Annotated in this window: 12 protein-coding genes and 1 pseudogene; 11 read left to right on the plus strand and 2 right to left on the minus strand. The window is 45.7% G+C overall.

What is annotated here, in order from left to right; all coding sequences use genetic code 11:
* The first annotated feature begins 403 nt into the window (after positions 1-403).
* Together QUA23_RS23430 and QUA23_RS23435 are read left to right on the plus strand one after the other, a co-directional pair.
* Positions 404-2080, plus strand: a complete 1677-nt coding sequence (locus tag QUA23_RS23430) for a glycosyltransferase family 4 protein (RefSeq protein WP_333078488.1) — start codon at positions 404-406, stop codon at positions 2078-2080.
* Between the two features lie 149 nt (positions 2081-2229).
* Positions 2230-2814 (plus strand): PAP/fibrillin family protein, encoded by a 585-nt coding sequence (locus QUA23_RS23435; RefSeq protein WP_333078487.1) that lies wholly within the window; start codon positions 2230-2232, stop codon positions 2812-2814.
* Between the two features lie 118 nt (positions 2815-2932).
* Here QUA23_RS23435 and QUA23_RS23440 read toward each other — a convergent pair whose 3' ends face one another.
* Positions 2933-3172 carry a helix-turn-helix domain-containing protein gene (locus QUA23_RS23440; RefSeq protein WP_006631291.1) on the minus strand — a complete coding sequence of 80 codons (240 nt, stop codon included), beginning with the start codon at positions 3170-3172 and terminating at the stop codon, positions 2933-2935.
* Between the two features lie 164 nt (positions 3173-3336).
* On the opposite strand from QUA23_RS23440, the gene QUA23_RS23445 reads away from it, so the two are divergent.
* From QUA23_RS23445 to QUA23_RS23485, 9 genes and pseudogenes are all read left to right on the plus strand, one after another.
* Positions 3337-3597, plus strand: coding sequence for a hypothetical protein (locus QUA23_RS23445; protein ID WP_333078486.1), 261 nt, complete (start codon positions 3337-3339; stop codon positions 3595-3597).
* A 130-nt stretch (positions 3598-3727) separates the two neighbouring features.
* The gene (locus QUA23_RS23450; RefSeq protein ID WP_333078484.1) at positions 3728-4396 is read left to right on the plus strand and encodes a Uma2 family endonuclease; all 669 of its coding nucleotides are present in this window, start codon (positions 3728-3730) and stop codon (positions 4394-4396) included.
* 136 nt (positions 4397-4532) lie between these two features.
* Positions 4533-4820, plus strand: a pseudogene (locus QUA23_RS23455) (DUF433 domain-containing protein); the annotation flags it as partial.
* 100 nt (positions 4821-4920) lie between these two features.
* Complete coding sequence (locus QUA23_RS23460) at positions 4921-5268, plus strand: hypothetical protein (RefSeq protein ID WP_333078482.1); 348 nt, start codon at positions 4921-4923, stop codon at positions 5266-5268.
* Positions 5269-5392: 124 nt separating this feature from the next.
* On the plus strand, positions 5393-6538 hold the full coding sequence (locus QUA23_RS23465) for a GUN4 domain-containing protein (protein WP_333078480.1): 1146 nt from the start codon (positions 5393-5395) through the stop codon (positions 6536-6538).
* Between the two features lie 151 nt (positions 6539-6689).
* A complete protein-coding gene (locus tag QUA23_RS23470) occupies positions 6690-7505 on the plus strand; it encodes a PD-(D/E)XK nuclease family protein (RefSeq protein WP_333078478.1) in 816 nt (271 codons plus the stop codon).
* A gap of 221 nt (positions 7506-7726) precedes the next feature.
* Positions 7727-10282, plus strand: coding sequence for a DHH family phosphoesterase (locus tag QUA23_RS23475; protein ID WP_333078477.1), 2556 nt, complete (start codon positions 7727-7729; stop codon positions 10280-10282).
* A gap of 349 nt (positions 10283-10631) precedes the next feature.
* On the plus strand, positions 10632-12935 hold the full coding sequence (locus QUA23_RS23480; protein ID WP_333078476.1) for a serine/threonine phosphatase: 2304 nt from the start codon (positions 10632-10634) through the stop codon (positions 12933-12935).
* An 808-nt stretch (positions 12936-13743) separates the two neighbouring features.
* Positions 13744-14985 carry a protein kinase domain-containing protein gene (locus QUA23_RS23485; protein ID WP_333078474.1) on the plus strand — a complete coding sequence of 414 codons (1242 nt, stop codon included), beginning with the start codon at positions 13744-13746 and terminating at the stop codon, positions 14983-14985.
* A gap of 158 nt (positions 14986-15143) precedes the next feature.
* On the opposite strand, the gene QUA23_RS23490 is transcribed toward QUA23_RS23485, so the two are convergent.
* Complete coding sequence (locus QUA23_RS23490; RefSeq protein WP_006631282.1) at positions 15144-15362, minus strand: DUF4327 family protein; 219 nt, start codon at positions 15360-15362, stop codon at positions 15144-15146.
* Between the last annotated feature and the right edge of the window lie 91 nt (positions 15363-15453).

The raw sequence follows: 15453 nt of genomic DNA on the forward strand, positions 1-15453 counted from the left end.
GTTTTTAAAGACAAAGACGCGATCGAGTGAGGTAACGTTTTGCCGACGAACTGCTCCTTTGATCAAGCACTTGCAAATCGGGCATTTAGCAAGGCTAAAGCATTATACCACAGGCACTGTTTGGTTCCGGATCGGATAAGATGGGAGACCCAAAAGGCGATCGCCCCCAAGCATCGGCCTCAGAATAACACTAAAATCCGCTCTTGCCAATCCTTCTTTAGCCGTAAGCATTGTAATCTAAGACGATCGTCTTTAAGAGATCGCGAGACACGCGGCGATCCTATATCTGCAAGCTACCCTAACGGCAAGGGGTTGATTCACAACAGTCTCCTGGTTTTCATCAAAGCCTGAACCCGAATGCCCTCTGGCTTCTTCAGTCAACTCTCAAGCAATAAATCTCAGAATGGATATAACGGCAGCGGTTTTATACAACAAAGAGGGATACCACACCGGAGGGCAAAAACTTCTGGGGCGTCATTCAGCCGGAGAAGGATTTCTCAAAAGCTTAGTCCAACACGGAACCGCTGACTCTCTCTATTGTTGCGCCGATAACGCAACAACCTTTAAGGAGTTTTGTTCGCACATCCAACCTTGGCTGCAAAAACCTCGGAAAGTTCGCTGGATTCCGATGGAACGACCGGATTTGCTATCTCAACCAGGCACAATTTACCGACCCGATCCGGTTCTGTCGCAGATGGCGTGGGCGCGCAGATTTGTCGATCAGCGGGCCTACAGCGTTTGCGGCGTTACTCACACGATCGGTACAAAATACATCATGGGGGCGATCGGCGATTTGATAACCGCACCCATGCAGCCTTGGGACGCCCTGATCTGCACCTCTACAGCCGTGAAAACAGCAGTAGAAGGAGTTATGAGGGAGTGGTCTGAATATTTAGCCCAGCGCAACGGCGGTAAACCGGAAATTTTGGTTAAATTCCCCGTTATTCCCCTAGGAGTCGATTGCAGCGCGTTTCCGCAGGGTGTGGAAGCAGTTAAAAGTCGCCGCCAACTTCGACAAGAACTCGGCATTTCTCCCGAAGATATTGTTGTGTTATTTGTCGGTCGATTGACTTTTTCTGCAAAAGGTCATCCGGTACCCATGTACATCGCCCTAGAACGGGCATCACAACAGACAAAGGCCAAGATCCACTTAATTCAAGCCGGTTGGATCGAAGATCCGAGAGAAGAACCCGACTTTAAAAAGAGCGCACAAATATTTTGTCCGTCGGTGAATGCTATTTTTTTAGATGGGAGACAGCCGGAAATTAGAATAAATATTTGGTCGGCGGCCGACATTTTCATTTCACTGTCCGACAACATTCAAGAATCCTTCGGACTGACACCAATAGAAGCCATGGCGAACGGACTGCCGGCCATAGTCTCCGATTGGAACGGATACAAAGAATCTGTACGCCACGAAATAGACGGCTTCCGCATTCCCACACTCATCCCGCCCCCGGAATCTTGTTTAGATTTAGCCCTAAATTATCTTGACGGCAGCTTAAATTGGCCGACTTACATGGGTCACACTTCCCTTGCCACAGCAGTTGACATTGATGCTTGCACCCTGGCGTTGTGCCAATTAATTGAAAACCCCGAATTGAGAAAGCGGATGGGGGGAAATGCCAGACAAAGGGCGAGGGAAATTTATGATTGGAAAGTAGTAATTGCTGCTTACGAACAATTGTGGCAGGAATTAGCAGAGATTCGCCTTGCGGCACCGGAGTCAGCACCTTTAAAACCCGGGAAGCCGCCTTATCCCCTAGGGGACGATCCGTTTCGGGTATTAGGTAATTATGCGACTAGAAGTTTAAGCAATGAGATGATGCTGAGTCTGGGTGCGATCGCCACATCAGAACTTCTCAGAGAGTTGCAAACAATTTGGTTTACCAGCTTCGGTCAAGACAGAAGAATCTCTGTTAACATTCAGATGGAGATATTGGATGCGATCGAGCACGAAGGTGCGATCAGCGTGGGGGAAGTTATCCGACGCTACGTTAAAAACGAGCAAGAATTAGCCTCCCTGTATCGGACTCTGCTTTATTTGGTGAAATTTGATATCTTAGTGATTAGTTCTTAGTCCTCGGCGATTGAAATCGCGTCTCCACAAACTTTCGTCCGTCTCGCTTGAAACTAAAGAGAATATCGGTCTGATTTTTGCCTCAAGTTCGATAATTAATCAGTGTAGCCCTGTCCAAATCCGTGTCGTGCTTTCATTCTAAAAAAACTATGCTTATAAAATCTGCACTCTTAGAGATAATAGCTGGTAAGAATCGAGGTTTGCTGGCTACTCCCACCGACAAACAAGCAATTTTAAGCGCGATCTCCCAATTGGAAGATTACAACCCCACCTCACGGCCTGTCGAAGCTGCAGAGCTTTTAAATGGTGACTGGCGGTTATTGTACACCACCAGCCGCGACCTGCTGAATCTTGACAGTTTTCCCTTGGTGAAATTGGGTCAAATTTATCAATCTATCCGCGTCAAAGAATCTAAAATTTATAACATTGGCGAACTTTACGGCTTGCCTTATTTGGAAGGAATTGTCAGTGTAGCTGCGAGATTTGAGCCAACTTCCGAACGGCGAGTGCAGGTGAAGTTTGAGCGGTCTATATTAGGTTTAAGCAGGTTGATTGGTTATGAATCTCCAGGTAAGTTTATCAATGAGATTGAGTCGGGGAAAAAGTTCGCTGCTGTAGATTTTGGGCTGGATACTCGCGAACAGCAGGGATGGCTGGATATTACTTATTTGGATAAGGATTTGCGGATTGGACGGGGGAATAAAGACAGCGTATTTGTATTGACAAAAGAGTGATTTTGTGATGTGTGATTAAGTGCGATCGCAATTTCATCCGCGTTTATCCGCGTGCCTCTGCGGTTGAAAAAATAAAATCTATTACTTTAACAAACAGTTCAAGACTGCATAAGTATTGTTACTCCGTCAGCTTTGTCTGTTCTTTCTTTTCCGTCGGCATTGACTTTCTGACAGCTAGCACCAACTCCGCTTCGCTACATCGATACAAATCTCGCATTCGGAATACTTGCCAAACTTCCATCTTTGGCAAGGTTCGGCTTTTTTCCCAGTTGCGAATTGAAGACTCCGCGCATTCTAGTTCCCGTGCTACGTCTAAGATTGTCAGCCCTGCACGTTCTCTCAAGGCTCTCAAATCCATAGCTGAATAAACCTTTTAATATAGCAAGTGTTAATATTTAGCGCCAAATCTTGACACATGAGGAGAGTTTGGTGTTTAATCATAGTAGTAGAGGCGTTAGTCGATTTCCGGCAAGAGACTTACTAACGCCCTTTCCTGTAGTCCATAGAGGATACTAAACCATCATGCCACAAAACGGTTATCAACAGGGATTCGCAGCGAATCCTAGTGCGATCGCGTACCAAAAACGCCTTTACCCTTGGGCGATCGCCAAACTCATGCCCAGTATGCAGCGGGCGGTTGTGGGGCGATTTCGCAGTCGATCGGATGCTGACGGACACTTGCTGTGTCTGCGTCAACTCATGCCTCAAACAACGCTTGTGGTAGTTTTTGACTTGCAACCAGACTTAGAAGTACCAATTGCGGCGCCCCCAGCAATTCGATAAGCACAAGGATCTGAGCCCCCCTGAAAAAAGGGGGGTTATAAAATTTGACAAATTACTAACTACCAATTACCGCAGCAGATAAATATCAACCTAAGTTAGGATAACTTTATCCTCAATTTGCTTTTAAATCATGACTTCTACAACTGTAAAATTCATCTTGCCTCAACTCGGTGAAATTCCTCAATGGCAAGCCGCGACATGGGAAGATTATGTAGCAGCCTGCGAAGATCCATCTTTGGAGGAAGCCAGAATATTTTTTTATGAAGGATATCTTTGGATAGACATGGGTAATGAAGGGCCTCAGCACGCCAGATTTAACGATCTGTTTACTATCATATTTTTCGTGTGGTTTACTACCAAAATAGGACAAACTTTTGATTCTCTCAGCGGTTGTGTAATTGAGAAACCTAAAGTGGGAGCGGGCGCACCAGATAAAGTTTTATACATCGGCGGAGATTTCCACCAATGGCAAAAAGGGGAACCTCGCCGAATTAATCTGAATCAGTCGCGAGTTCCCGATTTAGTCGGGGAGATAGCCGATACTACTTTGGCCAGCGATTTAGATGAAAAAAAGCGGTTGTATGCTGCTTTGGGAATTCCTGAGTATTGGGTAGTAGATATTCAAGGCGAGAGAGTTTTGGCATTTCGCTTGCAGGAAAACGGGAAATATCAGGAATGCGAAATTTCCGGTGCGCTTGAGGGATTGCCAATAGCTTTGCTATCGGAGACTTTGAAACTTTTGGGTGAGGGAAATGGGACGGCGGCGATGTGGTTTGCTCAACAAATTGGGAAGTTGTAGAGAGGTTGCCTAAAAGTGAGATCGCCCTTACTTTTTTACACACTTATTGCCTCAATCATAACATATAATAAAAATATATCTGCCCTGTTAATCTGCCATGAATGTACAATCAGTTTCGCGTTAGGTCACACGTCATCCTGAAATCTTGCAAGCCGAACCAATTATCGTAGGAACGAGGACTTCCGTTCGGGCAATTGTTGAATTGTGGCGTTTGGGTATTACTCCTGAAGAAATCCCGATGCACTTACCTCACCTGAAATTAGCTCAATTTTTTGACGCGCTAAGCTTTTATTTGGATAACCAGGAAAAAATAAATACTTATATTGAGCGCCATCGAATTTCTGAAGAATTGATTCATCCTGCTGTTAAACCTGCAATGAGAAAACAACTAAAAGGATTAAATCTCTTGGGTAGTGTTGACTAGGACGAAGATTATGGCTACAATGGTGGCGGGATTTTTATGAATTAAGAATAATACTCCTTAATTCTCTATTCACAACTATCAAATTCAAGGAAACATAGATATGGCGAACGATCACAACATTTATATGGGTTCCGGTAACTATAGCCCATCAATCAAAGGCAATTATATACAAGGCAATTTCATAAATACGGGTCAGGATTTATCTCAAGTAGTGACTAAGATTCAAGAATCATTAATTCAACTTCAAACACAGGGATACACTCCACAGGATGCTCAGCAGAAAGTCGCCAGTGACTTAGTGTCTCAGGCTAATAATGATTCTCAGGTCAAAAGCAGGTTAGTGAATTTGAGACAGTATGTAGTTGATGCCGCTGCCAATGGTCTGATTGGTGAAGCGGTGGTAGGGGTAGTCAAGGTAGCCCTAGGATTATTAGGTATTCCTCTTTGAAGGACAGATAAGCTGTCGCGCATTTAATCTGGACAGCCCTGCTTATTCAAACTCTTGTAGGGTAGGCATCCTGCCCGCCCTACAAGTTAAATTTTAATGCCGAACAGCTTATTTCCCTAAGTTAATGATAAGTAAAATAAAACAAATTTTTAATAAACTAAGTATTTTAATATCTAGGCTACCAGGAAGTAAAAAGCAACAATATTACTTCTTTAGCGTATTACTTGGACTAATAAGTTTTGCGGTTGTTGGCACAGGGCTTCTGACTCTCCCTAGGTTGATAGTTAGCGTTGTAATCTTCGGAGCTTCTAAATTATTATGGGATTTAGCTGTTAATACGCCACCAGAATCAATAACTAACTTAGAAGACAATAGGAAAACAGGAGATCACAATATTTACACAGGCGGTGGTAATTATAATCCATCTATTCAGGGCAACTATATTCAGGGAGACTATATAGAAATACAAGGTTGTTACATTAACACCAATCAAGAATTATCTGATGTCGTCGCAGAGTTTCGCGAGGTTGTAAATCAACTTAAAAATCAGGGATATAGTGCGGATAAAGCTGAGGATCAAGTAGCCCAAGATTTAGAAGAGAAAGCCCGCAGTAACCCGAAAGTCAAAAAAAGAGTGGTTGATTGGGCAAAGTCTTTAAATAATACGTCTAATCCAATAAATAATGAAGCTGATGCAGCTAAAGAAGTTATTAAATATGCGGCTGCTTCTCAATATAGTTCGTCTGCTAAATCCACTTCCGTGGTCGGGGGAAAGTATTATAAATTAGATAGCTTGCTCGAAGCTAAAGAATGGATAAAAGCTGATGAGGAAACAGAAAAGCTTATACTAGAAATTTTAGGAAAACATACAATTAAAATAAATTCTATGTTTTCTTACAACTTCTTATCGGGTTGCGATATTGAAAGATTACCGATTAAAGACCTCGATTATATGAATAACCTGTGGGTGCAACATAGCAAAGGACTCTTTGGTTTTAGTGTGCAAAAGCAGATTTGGGAGAGCATTGTTGGTAATAAACCTAACGATAGCATCTCTTCTAGCTATAATGAGTTTGAAGGGAAGTTTTCTGAGAAGGTTGGTTGGTACGTGAAGGGTGATTGGATATATTACTCTGATATTAAATACTCTCTCAGAAAAGCTCCACGGGGACATCTTCCCATCAAAGTAATGTTACCGGGATCTTCTAATAAATGTAATTTCGATACCTCACTTTTTAGGGTTTTTGTTAAGCGTCAATATGACTCATAAGTGGAAAAATAAAGTTATTTTGTATTGAGTGAGTAAACTAAGAGCGCCCGTTCCTCCAAAAAATCTAACAGAAGTGCGATCGCAATCTCATCCAAAACGCAATGCTCAAATTATCCCCTCATAAATCCCAGCCGTAATATCCTAAATAAAAATGCTTCGACTCTCCCAAACCCAACTCAAAATCCTCGAAGAATGCCCCCGCAAATTCCAACACAGCTACCTAGAACTCCTAGCCACCACCGGCTCCCCAGAACACAAAGAAAAACTCACATGGGGAAGCCACTTTCACCTATTAATGCAGCAGCGAGAACTCGGACTTCCCCTTGAATTTATCATTCAACAAGACCCCGAACTGGGACGATGTGTGGCAGCATTTATCAACACCGCCCCCGAACTTTTCGCCGCTTCAGAAAATAGCGACAACATTTTCCGCCAAGCCGAACACCCCCGCACCCTAATTTTCCAAGACTACCTATTCACCGTTATCTATGACTTGCTAATAGCCGAACCAAGCGCCGCCCAAATTCTCGACTGGAAAACCTATCCCCGCCCTCAAAAATCAAAATGGATAGCCGAAAGTTGGCAAACTCGCCTCTATTTATACGTCTTAGTAGAAACCAGCGACTATTCCCCCCAACAAGTATCCATGACATACTGGTTCGTACAATTGCAAGGAGAAGAACCCCCGCAAAAACTCACATTTTATTACAGCCAAACAGAACACGATCGCACAAAACAAGATTTAACCCACCTATTACAGCAGCTAACCGACTGGCGACAGCGCTATACCGAAGGCGGCGAATTCTTACCCCAAGTAGAAATTAGTTCCAATCTTTGCAATTCCTGTCAATTTGCCACTCGCTGCAACCGCACAACAGACAACACAGCTTTCTTACCCAATCTTGCAGCAGAAACTCCCACGGATTGGCTACCAAATCTTGCTATAATCGACGAAATATTTATTTAATATATAAACAAACCCCCCCGCATTTTACTCGTTACTAGGCTCTGCCTGGTAACGCCGATAGGGAGGCTCTGCCTCCAATTTTCCCGCTCGTAAGCGAGGCACAGCCTCTGGAAATGGGTTCCCAGGCAGAGCCGGGGAACCAGTGACTCGCTTAAGTTTTATTTAACATACAAAAAAGCCCCTAGATTCATCTGTGGTAAAAATCTAAAATCTAAAATCGAATGACAGCAACCGCTCACAACTGGCAAAATCAACCCTTACCCCAACCCCCAGCTTGGCTGATTCAAGCTGTCAGAAACCATGCACCAGAACTCCCCGGAAACTATGCCGCCACACTTCTCTGGTATAGAGGAATTCAGAATCCCGAACAAATACCCGGTTTCTTAAATCCCAAACTTTATCAACCCGCAAGTCCCTTTGAATTCGGACTAGAAATGAACTGGGCGATAGAAAGAATCCAGCAAGCACGAAACAGCGGCGAAAAAGTAGCAATTTGGGGAGACTTCGACGCCGACGGCATTACCTCAACTTCCGTACTTTGGGACGGGCTGGGAGAATTTTTTGCTCAAAACGACCAACTAATTTATTACATTCCAAACCGCTTAACCGAATCTCACGGACTCAATATCCCGGGAATAGATGCCTTAGCAAAATCGGGAATTAGCTTAATTATCACCTGTGATACTGGCAGTACAAACATCGCCGAAATCGAATACGCCACCAGCTTAAATATCGATACAATTATCACCGACCATCATACATTACCGGACGATCGCCCGCCAGCTAAAGCAATTATCAATCCCCGCTACTTTCCCCCAAACCACCAACTATTTAACCTTTCAGGAGTTGGAGTAGCTTACAAATTAGTTGAAGCATTGTATCACACATTACCGGATATTCCGCAGCGCCCGCTCACAGATTTATTAGAATTAGTAGCGATCGGCTTAATTGCCGATTTAGTCCAACTTACAGGAGACAGCCGCTACCTAGCACAAATCGGCATCCAACAACTGCAAAAACAAATCGCAAATCCCACCCGCCCAGGAGTTGCAAAATTGCTCGAACTGTGCAAAAGATCGGGCGATCGCCCAACCGACATTTCCTTCGGCCTCGGCCCACGAATCAACGCCGTCAGCCGCATTCAAGGTGACGCCAGCTTTTGCGTAGAACTCCTCACCAGCCGCGACAAAAAACGCTGCGAAGAACTAGCAAATTTAACCGAAATTGCCAACAGCAGACGTAAATCTTTACAAAAAGATGTTGCCAAAGATGCCGCCAACAAACTAGCCAAACTCGACCTTTCAACTACTAGCGTCATTGTCCTCAGCGACCCGCAATGGCCAGTAGGAGTATTAGGATTAGTAGCGGGACAAATCGCCCAAGAATACGGCCGCCCCGTGATTTTATTCAGCACAGAAGGAAGCGAAAAGATTAATGAAAATTCCCCAGAAATGCAATTTACCTCCTTCTTAGATTCAGAATCACCAACACTTTCCCCATCCAACATTGCCAGGGGTTCCGCACGTTCCGCCAATCAAATCGACCTTTACCAATTAGTCAAAGATCAAGCGCATTTATTGCACAGATTTGGCGGTCATCCTTTCGCTGCCGGATTGAGTCTCCCAGTTGAAAATATCCCCCTATTTACAGATGCGGTAAATCAGCAACTGCGACAACAATACAGCACCGATAGCTTAACAGCAGCCCCCGTTCAAGCCGACTTAAAAATTACTGTCTCCGAATTAGGCAAAGACTTATTTCAAGAATTAAAATTGCTGGAACCTTGTGGCATGGGCAACCCCGTCCCCAAATTGCTAATTGAAAACTGCTGGTTTGACAATCTGTGGAATCAAAAAATCAAGGACTTGAAAGGGCAAAAAGTAGAATATATCAAAACAGAATTTACAATTAGGGACGAATCTAGCGATACGGGATTTCCCGGCATTTGGTGGGGACACAATCAAAATGAAGTTCCCCAAGGCCGCTGCGATGTTACCGTAGAACTCGATTTTAATACTTACAAATCGCGCTATGAAGTGCGCCTTGTATCAGTGCAAGAACGCACGGAAGACAACCCAATAAATTCTCAGACTCAAATAGATTGGATTGTAGACTGGCGCAATAGAAATAACGATGAAGAGTTATTACGCGCTAGCACAAACTTAGAATCTCAAATGCCGATCGACAATCTAGTTTACAATTCCGAAAAGGTCGATCGCGAAAACTCGATCGTCCTCAAAGAATGCCCCGCAAGCTGGGACGAACTGCGGATCTGGTTTCGGCAAGCACAGTACACTCAGAAAAAACTCGCGATCGCCTATACTTTACCCCCACTCGTACCCCCACAGCAAATCTGCCAACAGCTAATCGGCATAGCCAAATACCTCAGCCGCACCAACAAACCCGTCACCCGACAACAACTCCGCCAAAAACTCGGCATCAGCGACACATCCCTGCAACTCGGGTTCAAAACCCTAACATCTCTCGGTTTCAAAATAAATTATCGCGATCGAGCTTTCCACATCGCCAGACAACCCGAAACCCCACAGCAGCAAGACGCGCCAGAGGAAATCCCCAAACCCTTATTAGATAGCCAATCCATTCAATTCTCAGTGCCAAATTCCCCGATTGCCGCGCGTTTTGCAGCGCAATTCCTAGCAGCAGTCTCCGAAGAACAATTCCGGCGGAAATATTTCTGTGAAGTACCCCTCTCCACAATTGTGTCGATCGCCCGAGAAACCGTTTTCCAAGAAGATTCTACAGCAAATCCCTTCTAACTGATATCTAGCAGCATTGTTAAGCATAGGCAGGATGACAGTTCCACTCATGAGATAACTTTTATTGTCGGACCCGCACTCGCTGCCGCCGATGGGGCTGCCTTTCTCGCCTGTGAAGCGAGAAAGGTTTTTGTAGGTGTGGCTTAACAGGCCTATTCCTGACACGGAGACAACATCTCAGTTCTAAGAAATATCTGAGTTCTGAATTCATCCCGATAAAATAAGGCATAGGGCCATGGGAGTTATCCGTTGCGAGTCAGGCCCAAAACTCATAACTCCTAACTCACAGCCCAAAACCCAAAACTCCCCACCGCCAAACTCGATCGCCCATCTCCAATTTAAAACCCCTATGCTTCTCTGTCCCCGCTGCCAATTTGAAAATCCCAATCCAAACAAGTTTTGTCAACAATGCGGAAATTCCCTAATTTACAAACCTTGCCACGAATGCGGTGCCCAAGTCGCTTTTAGCGCCAAAGAATGTCAGAATTGCGGCGTCGCAACAGGTCAAGTGTGGCGGGCGATTATCTGCGGTCGATCGAATTTTCCAGCAGTCGAGCCACACGAGTCAACCATACCCCCAGCCGAGTTTGGGCAAAAACCAGACATAGTTCCAGAAACCGTATCGCCCCCAAACTCTGCTGAACAAATCACAGACGCCATTAAAACAGAAATAACCACCCCAGCCGAACCCCAAACAGCCGTAGAACCAACTTCTCCACTGACCGAAGTTGCCGAATTCAGCAGCCCAGAAATAGACGCTGTGGTAGCCGTGGGGGCGATCGCACCAGCATCCTTTCAAACAACAGAAAAAAGCTCGAATACAGCACCAGATCGCGAAATAACCCCGTCTGAGCAGAATTTTACAACCGCACCACAGCCTAAACAAATCCAGGAAGCAACCGAGAACCCCGACAGCCCAAACATAGCTCACACCTCCCCTCCATCTCCAGAATTCCCCGTCCCCAATTCAGAATATTTAATCCCTTCCCAGCCAGCCGGAGCTTATTTAGACACTCAGCAGCGCTACCAACTCCTAGAAACCGTGCCGCCGAGAAAACGCTCAGACACAGTAGCAGTAACAGTATTGGACTGTCAGCCGCTGGAAATGTCACCCCTCAAAGCCATGCTAGCAGCCAACTCTGCCAGCGTCGCCAGACGAACATCCCCCTATACCGCAGCAATCACAGGCGGAGAAAATTCAACCAATTCCGCCTTAGCAGAGCTTTGCCAAGGCATAGCTGAACCTTATCTGGCACTGCGGTGGCAATTCTCTCAAAACCTGCCAGTCATTCACGATAGCTGGTCAGACAACGAACAAGCAGTCCTGCTGCTAGAAGACTGCTCCCAATGGCCACTGCTGGTAGAACGCTGGAGTCAACCCGAAACTTCCACCCAGCAAATTTTATACTGGCTGCACGAAATGACAGAACTCTGGGCTGCCCTAGAACCCTGGCGCTGTCGGCAAAGCTTGTTGGAACTGACCAATTTGCGAGTCAACCCCGACTCTTCCTTTTCCTTGGCTTCTTTGCGGCTGCAATACCTCTATCCCGAACCCGCCGGCTCAAACCTGCAACTGGTAGATTTGGGGCAACTGTGGCAGGTGATATTTAGCCAGTCCGATAGTCGCACTCAGTTTGGCGCCTTGCTCGAACTGCTGCAACAAATGTACAGAGGCGAGATTAACACAATCGAAGAATTGCGATCGCGCCTAGAAACAGTCCCTCTCGAACTTCAACCCGCACCTTTACCAAGCTCAACCCCGACGCGCAGGCCTTACCGCAGCCCCGACGAGTCGCCCCCCGACGTTGGCGAGGTCTTAACCCAGCCCATGCCACTCCAGATTTACAGCTTAGAAGACGCAGGCCTCACCGATGTTGGCCGCACGCGCGACCACAACGAAGACTTCTTCAGCATCTGGACTCAGCTAAACAAACTCGAAAGCTCCTTCGGTCGCATTTTTCAAACCAAAGGGCTTTACATTCTCTGCGACGGCATGGGCGGACACGACAGCGGAGAAGTAGCCAGTCAACTAGCGGCTGAAACTCTCAGAGAATTCTTTCAAACCCGTTGGGAAAATCAACTACCTCCGGCAGACACCATCCGCGAGGGAGTCCTGCTAGCCAACAAAGCCATCTTTGAAATCAATCAAAAGGACGGACGCTCCGGCAGCGCCCGCATGGGTACAACTCTAGTCGCAGTCTTAGTTCAAGACACCCAATTCGCCGTTGCCCACGTCGGCGACAGCCGCCTTTACCGACTGAGAAAGGGACAAACCCTAGAAAAAATCACCTCCGACCACGAAGTAGGTCAGCGCGAAATTAAGCGCGGGGTTGACCCGGAAACTGCTTATGCCCGTCCCGACGCCTATCAACTAACTCAAGCCCTCGGCCCGCGAGACAGTAATTTTCTCAAGCCTGACGTGCAGTTTTTAGACTTGTGCGAAGATACCTTATTAATTTTGGCTTCCGACGGCTTGACAGATAATGATTTGTTGGAAACTCACTGGCAGAACACTCTCGAACCCCTGTTCAATGCCCAAGCCGATCTCGACCAGGGAGTTGCCCAGTTGATTGAACTGGGCAACAAACGCAACGGTCACGACAATATCACGGCAATTATCATTCGGGCGCAGGTAGGCGCATTTCGATTTTAGAATTTGGATGCTGCCAACTTTTTCAAAGGTGGCGCTTTTCCCCCGTGACGGTCTGGGTTAAACCTGCAATTGTTGCACAGAAAAAAAACAGCTTCTGTCGTTTCCGGGCAAGGCTTTAGTGTTCGCTCTGTTTTTAGGTATCCGGTGTTAAAAAAGCTTCGGTTTGAGTGTTAACAAACTGATTACAGACCCATACGATTGCAGAAAAGCTGTGAAGTACCAACCATTTATCCGTAGCTTTAATTTTGAGAATTTGTTCAGGGAATCTACCGGAAAAAGTGGCTTGATAGGAAGTGGATTCATCATAGTTGAAAGAACTTTCACTTACAAAAATAGTTGGTCTAATGAAAAAAAATCAACTAAAATGAAGTGACCCAGCAGGCGGGCTGATGCGAAATCTGTTTTATACTTGATCGCTATCGTGGCAAGGTGGGCATAGGTGGGAAGTGTCAGCCCTACATCTATGTGGGGCTGACATCACAATCTGCTACATCAAATTTACGTAAAAGTTTAGCGATTGTTTACTTAGTTTTTGTTGTTGCAATTGTTAAATTGATCGACTGTGTTTTAAGGAGCGATAGACCCATCACAAATTTTATGAATAATTGTTCCCAAAAAACTATTTATAAATTCATGGTTTATGGAATATTTAATCACAATCAGGATATTATAAAGGTTTAGTGAAACTCACCTGTGAAGCTCATAATTAATTTTTAATTTCTAATTTTTCAAAGCCCTACGCCCCTAATCTGTAAATTTCCGCCAACTCTCACTGCCACATCAGGGAGTTCAACCACATCAATCGAAAATGCTGCTGACTCTTTTAGATCCAGACAAACAGACCCCCCTGCAACAGTGGAGTTTCGAGAGCGAATCCATTATTCGCATCGGCCGCTCTCCTGAAAATCACGTTGTGATCCCCAATGCTCTAGTGTCGCGGCAGCATCTGGAATTGCAAAGAGTTAATAGCGGGAGATCCAGCCAGTGGTACTTAGTCAATTCCGGGACAAATGGCACTTTGGTGAACGGTATTCTCATGTCTCAGGGTTGGATATCCGACGGTGCCCTGATCCAGTTGGCGCGGGGCGGCCCAATTCTGCATTTCCAAGTGGTTACTATTGAAGTCGGTGGCAAGATTGAGGCGAACCCCACCGTCAATCTCGTGGCACCGAGGTGTACCCACGCGGGAAACCCGCCGGGGAATTTATTCTGCATCCACTGCGGCGAACCGATTAAAGTCGATCGCACAGTCCGTCACTACCAAGTGCTGAGAACTTTGGGCCAAGGGGGTATGGGGACAACGACTTTAGCCTGGGATCGAGATAAAGCGAAAGCTCAACAACCCGGAAGTTCCCCCGCAGCTTCTCTGGTAGTCCTCAAGGAAATGAATGCTGACATGGCTCAAATAGTCAAAGCTCAAGAACTGTTTGAACGTGAAGCTAAAACTCTCAAGGCCCTTCACCATCCGGGAATTCCTCAGTTTTTTGACTTTTTTGTGGAAGGGGGCAAAAAATACTTGGTGATGGAAATGCTCCACGGCGAGGATTTAGAAAAACGCATCTACAACCGCGGGCCTGTTGCTCCCCAACAAGCAATAGAGTGGATGATCCAAACCTGTGAGGTTTTGGACTACATTCACTCTCAAAAACCCCCGATCGTCCACCGGGATATTAAACCTGCTAATTTGCTGGTGCGCCACCGCGACAATTGCATTACAGTGCTGGATTTTGGTGCTGTTAAAGAAATCGGCACTCCTCCAGGGACTCGGATCGGCGTTGAAGGCTACACCGCACCAGAACAAGACCGGGGACAACCTCTCCCTCAGTCGGATTTATATGCTATTGGGCCTACTTTGATTTTTTTGCTGACGGCCCAAAGCCCTCAAAACTTTTACGGGAAAATAGCTGGAGGTTACGGGTTTAAGCTCGAAAATATTCCGACCATCGCCCCCAAGCTGCGGGAGACCATTTTGCGAACCACGGCAGCTAAGCCTGGGGATCGCTTTCAAACTGCTCAACAATTAGCTCGATCTTTAGCAACTTCGGTTTAATAGAAGTCAAAAGTCACAAGTCAAAAGTCACAAGTCATTAGGAAGAGGGCAAAGGTAAGAGGGAAGAGGGAAGAAGTTAGCAACGGAAATTTATGAAAGAAAATTTACCCGATCGCCTCGAAAGTTCTCTCCGACACTCCAGTCCTCCGTCTTCTCTGTTATTCTTCGTCCCAAGCTTCTACAGCTATCAACTCGCTCACGGGGTCTTGCATAGAAAAATCAAACTCTAGCAATTGCTGTTTCCAATACGGCCATTCGTCCCCGTAAAGCAGAGCAATTTTCCAAATACTGTCTGTTGGCTTGATAATGTCAGACGTGACGAGAGAATGCACCTGACGCTGGAACTTAACCATCGGCTGTATAACCTGCTGGCTCATAATACCTCTTGAATTGTTTAAATCTTGTGTAATTACCACTTCCCAGCTCTCACTTTTTACCGCAGTTTCGCCAAGAACAGTCTCGCCAAGA

Origin of the sequence: Microcoleus sp. Pol1C5, assembly GCF_036701115.1 — a bacterium.
In the GTDB taxonomy this organism is placed as follows: domain Bacteria; phylum Cyanobacteriota; class Cyanobacteriia; order Cyanobacteriales; family Microcoleaceae; genus Microcoleus.